We start from the raw sequence: 15,614 nt of genomic DNA on the forward strand, positions 1-15,614 counted from the left end.
TCTGCGCTCCCTCTTCTCCCGCACGTTTCCTCGACCAGGTAGGTTGACCGTTCGCACACTTACGCGTGGGAGGACAAACCCGTGGTCGTACAGGCTTACATCCTCATCCAGACCGAGGTGGGCAAGGCCGCCGAGGTGGCCCGCAAGATCGCCGAGATCGACGGTGTCACACTCGCCGAGGACGTCACCGGCCCGTACGACGTCATCGTGCGCGCCGAGGCCGGCAACGTCGACGACCTGGGGAAGCTCGTGGTCGCGAAGGTGCAGACGGTCGACGGCATCACCCGCACCCTCACGTGCCCCGTCGTCCACATCTGACCCTCCGAGCCCTCCTGCTCACGACGGTCGCGACGGGGTCGGCGGCGCTGGCCGGCTGCGGGTACGGCGCCGTCGAGGTGACGCCGCACGAGCCCGAGCCCGGCAGCGCCGACGTGTGCGCGGCGCTGCAGGACGCCCTGCCCGACACCGTCGACGACGCCGTCCGCCGCGACGTCGACCCGTCCTCGGAGTACGTCGCCGCCTGGGGGCAGCCGGCCATCGTGCTGCGCTGCGGCGTCCCGATGCCGGCGTCGTACCGCCCTGACTCCCAGCTGTTCGAGATCGACGGCGTCGGCTGGCTGCCCGACGAGGGCGACGGCGGCACCTTCTTCACCTCCGCCGACCGCGAGATCCTGGTCGAGGTCGCCGTCCCCGACGACTACGCCCCCGAGGCGAACGTGCTGGCCGACCTCGCGCCGGCCATCCTCGACACCGTCCCGGAGCGGGAGCTGCAGTAACGTCGAACGGTGCCTGAGCCCACGAGCCTCACGACCGACCGCCTGATCCTCCGCCCCATCGAGCCGCGCGACGCCGACGCGTGGGCCACCATGAACGCCGACCCGGCCGTCATGGAGCACTTCACCACCGGACCCCTGGACCGTGCCGCCGCCGACCGCATGCTCGCCAGGATGCGCGAGCAGCACCTGAGTGAGGGGTTCGGGCTGGCGGCCGTCGAGCGGACGTCCGACGGCGTGTTCCTCGGTTTCACCGGCATCCACCGGCACCCTTGGTTTCCCGGCGAGGTCGAGATCGGCTGGCGGCTGGCCCGGCACGCGTGGGGCCACGGCTACGCCACCGAGGCCGCGACGGCGTGGATGGCGCACGCCTTCCGCGAGCTCGGCCTGCCCCGGCTCATCTCCATCACCGTGCCCGCGAACCAGAGGTCGATCGCCGTCATGCGCCGGCTCGGTTTCACGCTCTGGCAGGAGACGACGCACGACGGCCTCGACCTCGTCGTGTACGCGCGCGACAACGACTAGCGCAGCCCCGTCGGCCGCCGCAGCGCGGTGTCGACGAGGCGGTCCACCAGCGACGGGTAGTCGATGCCGGTCTTCGCCCACAGCTGCGGGAACATCGACGTCGGCGTGAAGCCCGGCATCGTGTTCAGCTCGTTGACCAGCAGCGACCCGTCCTCGCGCAGGAAGAAGTCGACCCGGGCGAGGCTCTCGCAGGACAGCGCCTGGAACGCGTCGACGGACATCCGGCGCACCCGCTCGGCGACGTCGGCGGGCAGGTCGGCGGGGATGTCGAGTCCGACGTCGTCGCCGGGCAGGTACTTGGCCTGGAAGTCGTACATCTCGTGCGCGGAGCCGAGGCGGATCTCGCCGACAACGCTGGCCTCGGGCTCGCCGCCGGCCGGGCCCTCGAGCACGCCGCACTCGACCTCGCGGCCGACGACGGCCTCTTCGATCAGCACCTTGGGGTCGTGCTCGCGGGCGGCCAGGACGGCGGCCTCGAGCTCCTCGGCCGAACGGACCTTGCTGACGCCCATGCTCGATCCCGCCCGCGCCGGCTTGACGAAGACGGGGTACCCGAACTGCTCCTCGACCTCGGCGACGACGCGGTCGCGCTGCGGCTCCCAGGCCGACGGGCGCACCAGGACGTGCCGGGTGACGGGCAGCCCGGCGCCGGCCAGCAGCAGCTTCATGACGTGCTTGTCCATGCCGACGGCCGAGGCCAGCACGCCGGAGCCGACGTAGCGGACGTCGGCCAGCTCGAGCAGCCCCTGGATGGTGCCGTCCTCGCCGTACGGGCCGTGCAGCAGCGGGAACACGACGTCGACCTCGCCGAGGGCGCGCGGGACCTGGCCCGGCGACTGGACCGCCAGCTCACCCCGTCCGGGCAGCACCACGGTGCCGCCGGCGTCGTCGACCTGCGGCATGCGCCCGCCGGTGCCGATGGCCAGCGACCCGGGATCGCCGCCGGTCAGCACCCAGCGGCCGGAGGTGGTGATGCCGATGGGGAGCACCTCGTAGCGGCGCGGGTCGAGGGCGGCGAGCACTCCCCCGGCCGTGACGCACGAGATCTCGTGCTCGGAACTGCGGCCCCCGTAGACGACGGCGACCCTGATGCGGCGGTCCTGCGTGGCGTTCATCGCGCCGACCATACCCGTCCTCAGTGCCCGTGACGCTCGGGCTTGGCCGATCGGGACAGCAGCGACCCCAGCATGGCGGCCGGCGTCAGTTCGCCGCGGACCACTCCGGTGACGTGCTCGACGATCGGCATGTCGACGCCGTGGCGGCCGGCGAGGTCGAGGATCGACTCGCAGGACTTGACCCCCTCGGCGACCTGCCGGGTGCCGGCGACGATCTCGGCGACCGTCATGCCGCGGCCCAGCTTCTCGCCGAACGAGCGGTTGCGCGACAGCGGCGACATGCAGGTCGCGACGAGGTCGCCGAGCCCGGCCAGCCCCGAGAACGTGTACGCGTCGGCGCCCAGCGCGGCCCCGAGCCGGGCGGTCTCGGCCAGCCCGCGGGTGATGACGCTGGCGCGGGCGTTGTCGCCGAACCCGAGCCCGACGGCGATGCCGACGCCGAGCGCGATGACGTTCTTGACGGCGCCGCCGAGCTCCGCGCCGACGAGGTCGTGGTTGGTGTACGGGCGGAAGTGCGGCGAGTGGCAGGCCCTCTGGATCTGCTGGGCCAGCTCTTCGGACTCCGCGGCGACGACGCTGGCGGCCGGCTGGCGCTGGGCGATCTCGCCGGCGAGGTTCGGCCCGGACACCGCTGCGATGCGCTTCGGGCCGGCGTCGGTGACGTCGTCGATGACCTCGCTCATCCGCTTCGCGGTGCCGAGCTCGACCCCCTTCATCAGGCTGACGAGGGCCGACGACGGCGGCAGCACCGGCGCCCACTCGGCGAGGTTGGCACGCAGCGACTGCGACGGCACGGCCAGCACGACGAGGTCGGCGCGGTGGGCGGCCTCGGCGGGATCGTGGGTGGCCCGGATGACCGGCGGCAGCTCGACGCCGGGCAGGTAGTCGGGGTTGACGTGGGTGTCGTTGATGGCCTCGCACAGCTCGGGCCGGCGGCCCCACATGGTCACGTCCGCGCCCGCGTCGGCGAGGACCAGGGCGAACGCCGTCCCCCACGAGCCCGCCCCGAAGACGGTGGCGCGGGTCACGGCTGCTCCTCGGTCTCGCGCGGCTGCACTGCGGGCTGGTCCTCGCGCTGGTCGGGCTGGTGTTTGGGGTCGCCGACCGGTGGCAGCCCGACGGCCTTGGGGTCGAACCGCTCGGCCGGCGCGATCTCGCCGCGGATCTCGGCCAGCTGCGCGGTGATGGCGGCCATGATGCGGTCGGTCGCGATGCGCAGGGCGACGGCGTCGACCGGTTTGCCGCGCAGGTCGTCGAGGTCGACCGGCGGCCCGGCCGTCACCGACATGGTCTTGCGCGGAAGCAGCCGGATGCGCTTGGAGTACGGCGCCAGCACGTGGTTGGCGCCCCACTGCGCGACGGGGATGACGTCGCAGCCGGTCTCGAGCGCGACCCGCGCCGCCCCCGTCTTGCCGACCATGGGCCAGAGGCCGGGATCACGCGAGATGGTGCCCTCGGGGTAGATCGCGACCAGCTCGCCGGCGTCGACGGCGGCGACCGCGGCCCGGTACGCCTGCGACGCGTCGCGCGACTCGCGGTAGACCGGGATCTGCCCGGCGGCCGTGATGAGCCGGCCGAAGACCGGAACCCGGAACACGCCGGACTTGGCGAGGTACCGGGTGGCCCGGCCGTTGTCCCACAGGAAGTGCGCGAACGAGAGCGGGTCGAAGTGCGAGATGTGGTTGCCCGCGACGACCACCCCGGTGCCGGCCGGCGGAATGTGCTCGCCGCCGCGCCAGTTCTGACGGGTGAACGCCATGAGGAAGGGACGGAGCAGGGTTGCGATGAACTTGAACGCGAACCCCACCCCCGCCGGCCCGTTCGCACTCGGTCCCGCCACGTACCTCTCCCTCCGCCCAGGTGCATGCCCGCAGACAGTGTCGCTCCCCCGGGGCGCGCGCGTCGAACCGGCCACCGGCGCGCCGCGGCGGCCGATGCGCCAGACTGGATCCCGATGAGCACACCGCAGCACTGGACGGTCGTCGTCCCCGTCAAGCGACCCGAACACGCCAAGACCCGGCTGGCCGACGCCGTCGGCGAGTTCCGGCCGCGGTTCGCGCGCGCGTTCGCCGCCGACACCGTCCTCGCGGCGCTGGCCTGTCCCCTCGTCGACCGGGTCATCGTGGTCACCGACGACGCCGAGGCGGCCGACGAGGCGCGCTCGCTGGGCGCCGACGTCGTGGCCGACGCGCCGGACGCCGGGCTGAACGCCGCACTGCGGCACGGCGCGGCCGAGGCGCGCTCCAGTGCCGTGGACGGCGCCGAGGTGGCGGTGGCGTCGCTGTCGGCCGACCTCGCGGCGCTGCGGCCGGCCGAGCTCTCGCGCGTGCTCGAGGCGGCGGCCGAGCACCCGCTGTCGTTCGTCGCCGACGCCGCCGGCATCGGGACCACCATCTACGCCGCCGGCCCGGGCGCGCCGTTCAAGCCGGAGTTCGGCGGGCGGTCACGGGCGGCGCACCGGCTGACCGGCGCCGTCGAGCTGGAACTGGACGGCATCCCGTCGGTCCGCCGCGACGTCGACACCGCCGTCGACCTCTGGGACGCCCGCCGCCTGGGCGTCGGCCCGCGCACGACCGCGCTGCTCGAGGAGCTCGACGTCGCGCTCTGACGCGGCGTTGCCCGACCAGCGACGAGCCGGGCGGCGTGCTCGCGACAGCCGCCCGGCTCGTCGGGTGTCCGGACTCAGCCCTGCGTCGAGGGCGGCGTGGTGGTGCCCGGCGCCGACGTGGTCGGCTCGACCGGCGTGGCCGCGGCGCGCTTAGCCGGCGTGGCGGTCGTCTTCTTCGCCGCAGTCGCGTTGGCGCCGGCCGCCGGGGCGGCGGTCTTCGCCGCGGTGGCCGTCGTCTTCTTGGCGGCGGTCGCCGACGGCGCCGCCTTCTTCGCCGCCGTGGTCGTCTTCCGGGCCGCGGTGGACGTCGTCTTCTTGGCGGCCGTCGTCGCGGACGAGGTCGTCTTCGCAGCGCTCGACGCGGACGCGGTCGCCTTCTTGGCGGCCGTCGACGCGGGCGCGGTCGCCTTCTTCGCAGCGCTCGACGCGGACGAGGCCGTCTTCTTGGCGGCCGTGGTCGACGCGGGCGCAGTCGCCTTCTTGGCGGCCGTCGATGCGGACGGGGTCGCCTTCTTCGCAGCGCTCGACGCGGACGAGGCAGTCTTCTTCGCCGCGGTCGTCGCGGACGAGGTCGCCTTCTTGGCGGCCGTGGTCGACGACGGCGTCGTCTTGCGCGCGGTCGTGGTCTTCTTGGCCGCCGTGGCGGCGGTCTTGCGGGCCGGGCTCGCCGCGGTCTTGCGCGCCGCGCCGGCAGCCGCCGCGGTCTTGCGCGCGGCCGGGGCGGCCTTCTTCGCCGCGGACGAAGCGGACGAGGCGGCGGCGCCGGTCGCCTTCTTGGCGGCGGTCGCGGACGACGCCGTCTTCTTCGCCGTCGTGGTGGCGGTCTTGCGGGCCGGGCCGGCCGCCTTCTTCGGCGCCGCGGGCCGCTTGGCGGGCACCTTGCGCGCCGTCGACGCCGCCTTCTTCGCGGCGCCACCGGCACCGCCGGCCGCAGCGGACGCCGTCGTCGACTCGGACTCGCCGCGGACCGCGCCGGCCGCCTTCTTGGCCGCCGCCGAGACCGAGCGGGTCGCCGTCTCGGCCACCGCCGCGGCCTTCGCCGGCACCAGCGACACCGACTCCATGACGCGGGTGCTCGCCTTCTTGACGCCGGCGACGACGTCGTTCAGCTCGTCGGCCGGGCTGAACGTCGGGATGGTGCGCTTCTTCGCCTTCTTCTTGCCCTTGGTCTTGTCCTCGGTCTTGTCACGGCCGAAGACGCCGAGGCCCTTCACCACGACCGTCTCGCCCTTGGCCAGCGAGCGCTGGATGCCTTCGACGACGGAGTCGAGAGCGTGCTGCGCCACCTCGCGATTGCCGTCGAACCCGTCGGCAATGCGGTCGATCAGTTTCTTCTTCCCCACCGTTGCTCCTCAGCCGTCTCGCCCGGCGGGCGAGTTCTCGTCACCCACCATAGACGTCAGACGGCGAGGAGGACGGTAAGTGGACCCGAGGACAACGCCGGATGAACGGCGCAGGTCCGGGCGAACTCGATCAGACCAGAGTGCGCGGCTTGTGCGACGGACGGGCCGCCTCGAAGTCGTCGATCGCGTCGGTGTGACGCATCGTCAGGCCGATGTCGTCGAGGCCCTCCATGAGCCGCCACCGCGTGTAGTCGTCGACCTGCAAGGGCGCGACGATGTCGCCGCACGTCACGACACGCTGCTCGAGGTCGACCGTCACCTCGGTGCCGGGAGCGTTCTCGAGCGCCTTCCAGATGAGCTCGATGTCGTCCTGGCTCAGCTGGCCGGTGAGCAGACCCTGCTTGCCCGAGTTGCCCCGGAAGATGTCGGCGAACCGCGACGACAGCACGGCCTTGAAGCCGTAGTCCTTGAGCGCCCAGACGGCGTGCTCGCGCGACGAGCCGGTGCCGAAGTCGGGCCCGGCGACGAGCACCGAACCGGACGCGAACGCCGGGTTGTTGAGCACGAACGTCTCGTCGCCGCGCCAGGCCGCGAACAGCCCGTCCTCGAAGCCGGTGCGCGTGACCCGCTTGAGGTACACCGCCGGGATGATCTGGTCGGTGTCGACGTTGCTGCGCCGCAGCGGGACACCGACGCCGGTGTGCCGGATGAACTTCTCCATGAGTGTGCGTCTCTCCTTGAGGCGGCGCTCAGCCGACGGGCTCGAGGTCGGCGGGCGACGACAGCGTGCCGCGCACGCTCGTGGCGGCCGCGACGAGCGGGCTGACCAGGTGGGTGCGGCCGCCCTTGCCCTGGCGACCCTCGAAGTTGCGGTTCGACGTGGACGCGCTGCGCTCGCCCGGGGCCAGCTGGTCGGGGTTCATGCCCAGACACATCGAACAGCCCGCGTGCCGCCACTCGGCGCCGAACTCGGTGAAGACCTGGTCGAGGCCCTCCTGCTCGGCCTGCAGCCGGACCTTGGCCGACCCGGGCACGACGAGGACGCGGACGGTGTCGGCCTTCTTGCGGCCCTTGACGACGGCGGCAGCCGCCCGGAGGTCCTCGATGCGACCGTTGGTGCACGACCCGATGAAGACGGTGTCGACGGCGATGTCGCGCAGCGGCGTGCCGGCTTCGAGCGCCATGTACTCCAGCGCGCGGCGGGCGGCCGCCTTCTCGGACTCGTCGGCGAAGCTGTCGGGGTCGGGCACCGACGCGGACAGCGGCAGCCCCTGGCCGGGGTTGGTGCCCCACGTGACGAACGGCTCGAGCGCGTCGGCGTCGATGCTCACCTCGACGTCGAACTCGGCGTCGTCGTCGGTGTAGAGCGTGCGCCAGTACTCCAGCGCGGCGTCCCACTCCTTGCCCTGCGGCGCGCTCGGGCGGCCGTCGATGTAGGCGAAGGTGGTCTCGTCGGGCGCGATCATGCCCGCCCGGGCACCCGCCTCGATGGACATGTTGCAGATCGTCATCCGCGCTTCCATGGACAGCGCGCGGATGGCCTCGCCGCGGTACTCGAGGACGTAGCCCTGACCGCCGCCGGTGCCGATCTTGGCGATGACCGCGAGGATGATGTCCTTCGCGGTCACGCCCGGCTTCAGCGAACCTTCGACATTGATCGCCATCGTCTTGAACGGCCGCAGCGGCAGCGTCTGGGTCGCGAGCACGTGCTCGACCTCAGAGGTGCCGATGCCGAACGCCAGCGCGCCGAACGCCCCGTGCGTCGACGTGTGCGAGTCGCCACAGACCACCGTCAGCCCCGGCTGCGTCAGGCCCAGCTGCGGGCCGACGACGTGCACGATGCCCTGCTCGACGTCACCCAGCGAGTGGATGCGCACGCCGAACTCCTCGCAGTTGCGACGCAGCGTCTCGATCTGCGTGCGGCTGGTGAGGTCGGCGATCGGCTTGTCGATGTCGAGCGTCGGGGTGTTGTGGTCCTCGGTGGCCAGCGTGAGATCCGGGCGTCGCACCGGGCGGCCGGCCAGCCGCAGGCCGTCGAAGGCTTGCGGACTGGTCACTTCGTGGACAAGATGAAGATCGATGTAGAGGAGGTCCGGCTCACCCTCGGCTCGACGCACGACATGCGCGTCCCACACCTTCTCCGCCAGGGTCTGGCCCATCACCTGCTCCGTTTCGTCGTCGCGCCATCTGCGTGGATACACACCACTTGCGGTCTCGTATGTTGAGATGGCAATATCGAGTCATGGACAACTCTAGCGGAGTCGGCGTTCTAGACAAGGCGGCATTGGTCCTGTCCGCCCTCGAGGCAGGCCCGGCCACCCTCGCCAACCTCGTGGCCTCGACGGGTCTGGCCCGTCCGACGGCCCACCGGCTCGCCGTCGCGCTGGAGCACCACCGGCTCGTCTCCCGCGACCTGCACGGTCGTTTCGTCCTCGGTCCACGGCTCGGTGAACTGGCCACGGCGGCCGGCGAGGACCGGCTGCTGGCCGCCGCCGGACCCGTCCTGGCCCGCCTGCGCGAGGCCACCCAGGAGAGCACGCAGCTCTTCCGCCGCCAGGGCGACCAGCGCATCTGCGTCGCCGCCGCCGAGCGGCCCAGCGGCCTGCGCGACACCATCCCCGTCGGCGCCACCGTCACCATGCTCGCCGGCTCCGCCGCCCAGGTCCTGCTGGCGTGGGAGGAGCCCGAGCGCATGCACCGCGGCCTGCAGGGCGCGCGCTTCACGGCGACCATGCTGGCCGCCGTCCGCCGCCGCGGCTGGGCCCAGAGCGTCGGCGAGCGCGAGCCCGGCGTCGCCTCGGTGTCCGCGCCGATCCGCTCGTCGTCCGGTCGCGTGGTCGCCGCCGTGTCGGTCTCCGGGCCGATCGAGCGGCTGACGCGACAGCCCGGGCGCGTGCACGCTCCCGCCGTCCTCGCCGCCGCCGAACACCTCACCGGCGTCCTGCGCAGCGCCGAGGACGGCTGACCCCGTCACCCTCTCGTTGATCTTGGAGTAACGGCAGAGTCACCGCCCGGAATGTCCGATCGATTCCGCGCTTTCTCCAAGATCAACGACGAAAGGGTGACGACGGCGGCAGCGGCGACCAGGGCCGCACTCACCCAGAGCGGCGAGCGGTACCCGGCTCCGGCGGCGATCGCCGCTCCGGCGAGCCAGGGCCCGGCGGCGGCGCCCATGTTCATCGCGGCGGTCGCGTAGGCGCCGGCCAGCCGCGGCGCCCGGTCGCCCGCGGCCGCGAGGGAGCGGGCGATCAACGCCGACCCGACGGCGAACGAGAGCGTCCCCTGCACCCCTGCCCCGGCGACGACGACGGCGGCGACGTGCGCCAGCAGGGCGAGCAGCACCCAGCCGGCCAGGAGCGCCGTCGTCAGCAGGCCCAGCGTGCGGCGCAGGCCCGGCCGGTCGGCGAGCCGCCCGCCCGCCGTCACGCCGGCGAAGGCGCCCAGCCCGAACAGCGCGAGCACCGGCGGCACCCATCCCTTCCCCAGCCCCGCGACGTCGGTGACCACGGGCGCGAGGTAGGTGAACGCCCCGAACGTCGCGCCGTTGACCAGTGCGCCGAGCAGCAGCACGAGCCGCAGCCGGGGCCGGCGCAGCACCGCGAGCTCGGCGCGAGCCGACGCCGTCGGCTCCGTGGATCGGTGGTCGGCGGTCGCCCGCGGGACGGCGCGCACGATGGCGAGCAGCGCCGGGACGCAGGCGAGCGCGACCGCCCAGAACGGCGCCCGCCAGCCCCACGACTGGCCGAGCAGCGCGCCGCCCGGAACGCCGGCGATGCAGGCGACGGTCACCCCGCCGAGCAGCACCGACGTCGCCCGGCCGGTAGCGCGCGGGCCGGCGATCGCCGCAGTCGTCGACAGAGCGACGGCGAGGAAGCCGGCGTTCGCGAGCGCCGCGACGATCCGGGTGCCGACGAGGACGGCGTAGCTGCCGGTGGTGGCCGCGACGACGTGGGCGAGCAGGAACGCCGTCAGGAACGCCAGGAGGGCGGCGCGCGGCGACCATCGGCGGCTCAGCAGCGCCATCGCGGGCGCGCCGACGACCATGCCGACGGCGTAGGCAGAGGTCAGCGACCCGGCGGCCGGGACCGACACGGACAACCCGGCGGCGATCTGCGGCACCAGGCCGGCGAGCATGAACTCGGAGGTGCCCTGGGCGAACACGGCCAGGGCGAGCAGGTAGACGACAGCAGGCATGAAGGACTCCACGAACCCGAGGGGACGGCGACGGACGCGTCGGGCCGGGCCGGTGGAGTCAGCGAGGTGCTCGGGCGTGCCTCAACGAGGGCAGCGTCGAGCGAGCCACCGGTCGGCCGGTGGCTCGGATCTGGACGCCTCGGGGCTGCGCACGGGCCGAGCGTACGGTGCCGCCCGGCCCGCGCGCGACGGATTTGTTCACCGTCAGCCTCGTCCGCAGGCACGGCACGCGCGCCGGGTGCGCAGGTGGTAGCCGAGCGTCGCCGCGCCGAGCAGCACGGACCACGGCGCCAGCACCATGAGCGGGTTGGCGGCCCACTCGGCCGGGTCGGACCAGTCGGTCAGGCGCAGGATCACCGAACCTCCCGAGGCCAGCGCCAGCGTCACCGTCGTCGCGAAGACCAGCGGGAACGCGCGCGGCACCGACTTGCCGGCGAGGCCGAGCACCCAGCGCGGCCAGATGACGCCCCACCGCTGCGTGAGACCGAGCGTGAGCACGCCGCCCGCCGCGGCGAACGACGCCAGATAGGCGCCGGCCCAGACCATCCCGCTGCGGTGCAGCTCGTCGAGGAACTCCTGGCTGATGGTCAGGGGGATGCCGAGCGCCCACGCCCACCGGACCACCGCGTAGGCGAACGGCATGAGGAAGGCGGCGTAGGCGGCCCAGCGGCCCCAGCGCGCGGCGCCCGCCCGCGAGGTCCAGCCGTACGAATGAGCATCCCGGCGCCCGCAATGGACGCAGGCCGACGCCGTCCGCCGCTGGAACGCCAGCGCCGTCGCCGCCCACAGCAGCCCGCCGAACACACAGATCCACTGGTTGACGTTCGGCCAGGGAAGGACCGTCTCGACGAACTCGCCGTAGGCCATGGGCGGCCATCCGAACGGGATGCCGACCAGCGCGAGCGGCGTGTACGCGACGGTGGTGAGCACGCGCTGGTCGGGCACGAGCACCACGAGCAGGAACGCGCTCGCCCAGCCCCAGCCGGCCAGGGCAACTCGGGCAACCCTGGCGGGCAGCCGAGCGGGCAACCGGGCACGTCCCGCGGGCAATCGGGCCATCGTGAGGGCAATCACCGCGCCGGCGAACCCCAGGCCGGCGATCCACGGTCCGACGCCTGCCGCGGTCGTCGCGCCGAGGATCGACTCCTCGCGAGCGTCCGGCAGGTCGCCCGGGCCGAACGGGTACCCGTCGACGCCCAGGGCCCAGAGCAGGCCGAGCAGGCCATACCCGGCCGACCAGACGGCGGCGGCGTACGGGGTCCAGGCCGGCCAGGCGCGGATCGCCCGGCGCACCGGACTCGGCCGGGGTGGTGCGGTGGTGGTGATGGTCGCGGTCGTCATGGTCCTCGCCTTCCGTCGGGGAGCTGGCTCCAGCGTTCCGGGGCGGCGGCGCCCGGCCGAGATGCCGATCGGCCGGTTCACGCGTGCCGTGACGGGCGCGGATGTGCCGATCGGCACGGGTGCGCCGGCGGCCGGCTCCCTAGACTCGACGGCATGCCGGACCGGTCGTGGCGCCTCGTGGTCACGGGCGCCGTCGTGGCCGGTGCCGTGATCGTGGGCGCGACGCGGCCGTGGACGGTGCCGCTGGGGTGCGCCCTGGTGGTCGCGGTCGTCGTGCCGCTCTGGTGGCCGCGGTCGCGAGCCTGGCTGGCGTGGGGCGCCGCGGGCGCCGGTGTCGTCTCGCTGGCCGCGACGGCCGCCCATGTGGCCGGGCCGTGGCCGGGCTCGCCGCCCTTTGGGATGGTCGAACTGCTCGCGTTGTCGGGGCTGGTCGGCGCGTGTGCGCGGTGGGCGCCGGGCCGGTCGGCGGTGCCGGCCGCCGTGCTGGCGGGACTGGGCGGCGCGACCAGTCTGCTGCGGGCGACCGACGCAGGCGCGCCCGACGACCTGACGGCGCTCGAGGCGGTCTACGCGGTGTCGTTCTGGGCGCTGGCGCCGATCGTCGCGGCGGGCGCCGGGCTGTTCCTGCGCTACCAGCACGACCGCCGGGCCCGCGCCGTCGCCGCCGCTCGCCGGGCGCAGCGGCTCGAGCTCGCCCGCGACCTGCACGACTACGTCGCCCACGACGTTAGCGAGATGATCGCCCAGGCTCAGGCCGCGGGCACGATCGCGCCCGCAGGCACCCCCGCGGGCGACGCGCTGCGCCGCATCGAGGCGGCCGGCCTGCGCGCCATGGCCTCGATGGACCGGACGGTGCGCGTGTTGAGCACCGACGACGAGATTGGTTCTGGCAGCGGCTCGGGTGGCTCCGGCGGCTCGGGTGGCGGCTCCGGGAGCGGGGTCGTGCGCCCGCAGCCCGGGCTCGCCGACCTGCCCGCGCTGGTCGAGCGGTTCGCCGCCTCCGGGCCCGCCCAGGTGCGACTGGACTCCGACGACGACCTGATGGCGCTGGTCCCCCGCGAGGTCGGCGGCACGGCGCACCGGGTGATCGTCGAGGCGCTCACCAACGTCCGGCGGCACGCCCCTGGCGCCGCCGTCGAGGTGCGGTTGCGGCGGTGCGGCGACGAACTCGAGGTCTCGGTGCTCGACGACGGCGGCAGCGCGGATCCCGTGGCGGTGGGCTCGGGGCCGGGCCTGGGCCGGTCGGGCGGGCTCGGGCTGCCCGGCCTGGCCGAGCGGGTGGGCGCGCTGGGCGGGAGTCTGCGCGCGGGTCCCGACGGCGCGGGCTGGCGGCTGGTGGCGCGGTTGCCCCTGACCGGACCGGCGGGCACCGGAGGCGCATCGTGAGCACCCGCGTTCTCATCGCCGACGACCAGGAGGCGATCCGCAGCGCGTTCCGGATGGTCGTCGACGCGCAGCCGGACATGCACGTGGTCGCCGAGGCGGCCGACGGCGACCAGGCGCTGCGGCTCGCCCGCGAGCTCCGGCCGGACGTCGTGCTGGCCGACATCCGGATGCCCGGGATCGACGGGCTGGAGCTGACCCGGCGGCTGGCCGGCCCGGGAGTCCCCGATCCGCTGCGGGTCGTCGTCGTGACGACCTTCGACCTCGACACCTACGTGCACGCGGCGCTGGCGGGCGGCGCGTGCGGGTTCCTGCTCAAGCGGTCCGGGCCGACGCTGCTGGTCGAGGCGGTCCGTGCCGCGGTGGCCGGCGACACCCTGATCAGCCCGCAGGTGACGGTGCGGCTGCTGCGCCACCTGCGCCGCCCCACGCCCAGCGCCGTCGCCGACGACGTGCTCACCGACCGCGAACGCGAGGTCGCCCGGCTGGTGGCGCGCGGCCTCAGCAACGCCGAGATCGCCGCCGAGCTGTTCATCAGCGCCGGCACCGCCAAGAACCACCTGGCGAACATCCAGCAGAAACTCGGCGTCCGCAACCGCGTCGCCGTCGCCGGATGGGCCTGGGCGAGCGGGCTCGTCACCGCCGACGGCGACACCTGACACCGCCCGCCGACGCGCGCACCTCGATGCGGTTCGTCGGTCACCCTCGTTGGTGACCCTCGTCGGCACGACTCGAACGGCTCGGGGCGTGCAGTGCCGGCGGCCACCGCCGCACAACACGAGAACACGACCCGCCGGCTCCTCGGCCCGGGGAGCCGCGCAATGCGCGCGCGGCCGGCCAGGCCGTCGTCCTCGCCTCGGCGAGGGCGCCGGACAGCGTCCTCGGTCACCCTCGTCGGCGTTACTCGAAGGGTTCGGGGGCGAGCACCTCGGGCGGGCGGCCGCCGCGCAGGACGAGGACGCGCCCGGACAGGTCGTCGTCCTCGGCGAGGTCGACGACGGCGGCCGAGACGTGTTCGGGCGGGATGAGCGGTGGGGCCTTGGCACGCGCCTCGGGCGGCATGGCGGCCAGTTCGGCGTGGGCGCGCTCGAGACCGATCCAGCCCGGCACGACGCAGTTGACCCGGACCGCGTGGGTCTCGCGCAGCCCGGCGACCGCGGCGGTGAAGCGGATCAGCCCGGCCTTCGCGGCCCCGTACTCCGGGGACCGGTAGGGCGACAGCTCGTGTCCCGCGCTCGACGCCACGTTGACCACCGCGCCACCGCCGGCCGCGCGCATCGGCCCCAGCATCGCCTGGGTGAGCAGCATGGGCGCGCGCAGGTTGAGGTCGAGCACCGCGTCCCATTCACCCGGCGCCGCGTCGGGGAATCGCCGCCCCGACCCGCCCCACCCGCCGGCGTTGTTCACCAGCACACCGACAGGACCCGCCCGCGCCGCGGCCTCGACCAGCACGTCCGCGGCCGCCGGATCGCACACGTCGACCACGACCGGGGACGCGCGCCCGCCGGCCCGTTCGATCGCCGCCACCGCGTCGGCACACCGCTGGCCGTCGACGTCGGCCACCAGCACGGCGGCCCCGCGGCCGGCCAGCGCCAGCGCGATGACCCGGCCGACGCCGGACGCGCCGCCGGTGACGACCGCCACCCGATCTCGAATGTCCATGATCAACACGTTAGCCGCCACCACCGACACACTCCGGCCCAGCGCATTCGCGCTGATCAGCCGGCGGTGCGGTGTCGCTGGTAGTGGCGGCGCTGCCGCGAGCGGTTGCCGCAGTCGGCGGGATCGCACCAGCGGCGGCTGCGGTTGCGGGTGGAGTCGAGGAAGACCCAGCGGCACTCGTCGCACGCCGTCACGCGCCGCAGCAGCTCCGCCGACGTGAGCAGTGCCGCCGCATCCGACCCCAGCGCCACCGGCAACGACGGCGGCGGGGCGACCCAGCGCGCCACGGCAGCATCGGCGTCCCACTCCAGCCGCCGCCCGCCGCTCCTCCCGTCCGCCAGCGACCCGATCCGGGCGAGATCGGCGGCGGCCGGCGCGACACCGTCGGCGACCGCCAGGAACACCCGCGCGAGCAGTTCCCGCAGCTCACGAGCCTCACGAACCTCCCCCGACGATCCCGGTCCACCGACATCCAGGCCCGCGGCCGCGACCCACAGCCCCAGGTTCGACGGCGGCGCCAGCCAGTCGTGCTCGCGATCGGTGTCGCGATAGCTGACGAGGTTGGCGAAGTCGAGCGCGGCCGCACCGCCGATGAGCTTGTACGTCCCGCCGTACGCGCCCGGATCCAGCGCGACCGCCTCCGCCACCCGACCTCCAGAGCACAGGAACG

17 protein-coding genes are annotated in these 15,614 nt (G+C 74.1%); 7 read left to right on the plus strand and 10 right to left on the minus strand.

What is annotated here, in order from left to right:
* The first annotated feature begins 81 nt into the window (after nt 1-81).
* From HD601_RS22775 to HD601_RS22785, 3 genes are read left to right on the plus strand one after another with little or no spacing between them, the layout of a single operon-like run.
* On the plus strand, nt 82-318 hold the full coding sequence (locus HD601_RS22775) for an Lrp/AsnC ligand binding domain-containing protein (protein ID WP_184825734.1): 237 nt from the start codon (nt 82-84) through the stop codon (nt 316-318).
* A complete protein-coding gene (locus HD601_RS22780) occupies nt 297-776 on the plus strand; it encodes a DUF3515 family protein (protein ID WP_184825735.1) in 480 nt (159 codons plus the stop codon). Before HD601_RS22775 ends, HD601_RS22780 begins: the two co-directional genes overlap by 22 nt.
* 9 nt (nt 777-785) lie before the next feature.
* Nucleotides 786-1,298: a GNAT family N-acetyltransferase gene (locus tag HD601_RS22785; RefSeq protein WP_184825736.1), complete on the plus strand. Its 513-nt coding sequence runs from the start codon at nt 786-788 to the stop codon at nt 1,296-1,298.
* On the opposite strand, the gene HD601_RS22790 is transcribed toward HD601_RS22785, so the two are convergent.
* Genes HD601_RS22790 through HD601_RS35965 form a run of 3 tightly spaced genes read right to left on the minus strand, consistent with a single transcriptional unit; the run spans nt 1,295 to nt 4,253 of the window.
* Nucleotides 1,295-2,413: a D-alanine--D-alanine ligase family protein gene (locus HD601_RS22790; RefSeq protein ID WP_184825738.1), complete on the minus strand. Its 1,119-nt coding sequence runs from the start codon at nt 2,411-2,413 to the stop codon at nt 1,295-1,297. The two genes, HD601_RS22785 and HD601_RS22790, sit on opposite strands and share 4 nt — an antisense overlap.
* A 20-nt stretch (nt 2,414-2,433) precedes the next feature.
* Nucleotides 2,434-3,441 carry an NAD(P)H-dependent glycerol-3-phosphate dehydrogenase gene (locus HD601_RS22795; protein ID WP_184825740.1) on the minus strand — a complete coding sequence of 336 codons (1,008 nt, stop codon included), beginning with the start codon at nt 3,439-3,441 and terminating at the stop codon, nt 2,434-2,436.
* Nucleotides 3,438-4,253 (minus strand): 1-acyl-sn-glycerol-3-phosphate acyltransferase, encoded by an 816-nt coding sequence (locus tag HD601_RS35965; protein WP_221441220.1) that lies wholly within the window; start codon nt 4,251-4,253, stop codon nt 3,438-3,440. The genes HD601_RS22795 and HD601_RS35965 overlap by 4 nt, the downstream gene beginning before the upstream one ends.
* 114 nt (nt 4,254-4,367) lie before the next feature.
* Here HD601_RS35965 and cofC point away from each other — a divergent pair, with 114 nt between their 5' ends.
* The gene (gene cofC / locus HD601_RS22805) at nt 4,368-5,021 is read left to right on the plus strand and encodes a 2-phospho-L-lactate guanylyltransferase (protein WP_184825742.1); all 654 of its coding nucleotides are present in this window, start codon (nt 4,368-4,370) and stop codon (nt 5,019-5,021) included.
* A gap of 74 nt (nt 5,022-5,095) precedes the next feature.
* Here the strand turns inward: cofC and HD601_RS22810 are convergent, their stop codons facing one another.
* From HD601_RS22810 to leuC, 3 genes are all read right to left on the minus strand, one after another.
* Nucleotides 5,096-6,364, minus strand: coding sequence for an HU family DNA-binding protein (locus HD601_RS22810; RefSeq protein ID WP_184825744.1), 1,269 nt, complete (start codon nt 6,362-6,364; stop codon nt 5,096-5,098).
* Between the two features lie 130 nt (nt 6,365-6,494).
* Nucleotides 6,495-7,085, minus strand: a complete 591-nt coding sequence (gene leuD, locus HD601_RS22815; protein WP_184825746.1) for a 3-isopropylmalate dehydratase small subunit — start codon at nt 7,083-7,085, stop codon at nt 6,495-6,497.
* 28 nt (nt 7,086-7,113) lie between these two features.
* The gene (gene leuC / locus HD601_RS22820) at nt 7,114-8,523 is read right to left on the minus strand and encodes a 3-isopropylmalate dehydratase large subunit (protein ID WP_184825748.1); all 1,410 of its coding nucleotides are present in this window, start codon (nt 8,521-8,523) and stop codon (nt 7,114-7,116) included.
* An 83-nt stretch (nt 8,524-8,606) separates the two neighbouring features.
* Here leuC and HD601_RS22825 point away from each other — a divergent pair, with 83 nt between their 5' ends.
* Nucleotides 8,607-9,329 carry an IclR family transcriptional regulator gene (locus HD601_RS22825; protein ID WP_131977238.1) on the plus strand — a complete coding sequence of 241 codons (723 nt, stop codon included), beginning with the start codon at nt 8,607-8,609 and terminating at the stop codon, nt 9,327-9,329.
* A gap of 5 nt (nt 9,330-9,334) precedes the next feature.
* Here the strand turns inward: HD601_RS22825 and HD601_RS22830 are convergent, their stop codons facing one another.
* Together HD601_RS22830 and HD601_RS22835 are read right to left on the minus strand one after the other, a co-directional pair.
* Nucleotides 9,335-10,558: a Cmx/CmrA family chloramphenicol efflux MFS transporter gene (locus HD601_RS22830; protein WP_184825750.1), complete on the minus strand. Its 1,224-nt coding sequence runs from the start codon at nt 10,556-10,558 to the stop codon at nt 9,335-9,337.
* Between the two features lie 204 nt (nt 10,559-10,762).
* Nucleotides 10,763-11,899: a hypothetical protein gene (locus HD601_RS22835; protein WP_184825752.1), complete on the minus strand. Its 1,137-nt coding sequence runs from the start codon at nt 11,897-11,899 to the stop codon at nt 10,763-10,765.
* Nucleotides 11,900-12,052: 153 nt separating this feature from the next.
* Here HD601_RS22835 and HD601_RS22840 point away from each other — a divergent pair, with 153 nt between their 5' ends.
* Nucleotides 12,053-13,285 (plus strand): sensor histidine kinase, encoded by a 1,233-nt coding sequence (locus HD601_RS22840; RefSeq protein ID WP_184825754.1) that lies wholly within the window; start codon nt 12,053-12,055, stop codon nt 13,283-13,285.
* Nucleotides 13,282-13,941, plus strand: a complete 660-nt coding sequence (locus tag HD601_RS22845) for a response regulator (RefSeq protein WP_184825756.1) — start codon at nt 13,282-13,284, stop codon at nt 13,939-13,941. The genes HD601_RS22840 and HD601_RS22845 overlap by 4 nt, the downstream gene beginning before the upstream one ends.
* A 241-nt stretch (nt 13,942-14,182) precedes the next feature.
* On the opposite strand, the gene HD601_RS22850 is transcribed toward HD601_RS22845, so the two are convergent.
* Together HD601_RS22850 and HD601_RS22855 are read right to left on the minus strand one after the other, a co-directional pair.
* Nucleotides 14,183-14,944 (minus strand): SDR family NAD(P)-dependent oxidoreductase, encoded by a 762-nt coding sequence (locus tag HD601_RS22850; protein WP_184825758.1) that lies wholly within the window; start codon nt 14,942-14,944, stop codon nt 14,183-14,185.
* Between the two features lie 56 nt (nt 14,945-15,000).
* Nucleotides 15,001-15,591, minus strand: a complete 591-nt coding sequence (locus HD601_RS22855) for an ABATE domain-containing protein (RefSeq protein ID WP_184825760.1) — start codon at nt 15,589-15,591, stop codon at nt 15,001-15,003.
* Nucleotides 15,592-15,614 lie beyond the last annotated feature (23 nt).

This window comes from Jiangella mangrovi (assembly GCF_014204975.1).
GTDB classification, from domain to species: Bacteria; Actinomycetota; Actinomycetes; order Jiangellales; family Jiangellaceae; genus Jiangella; species Jiangella mangrovi.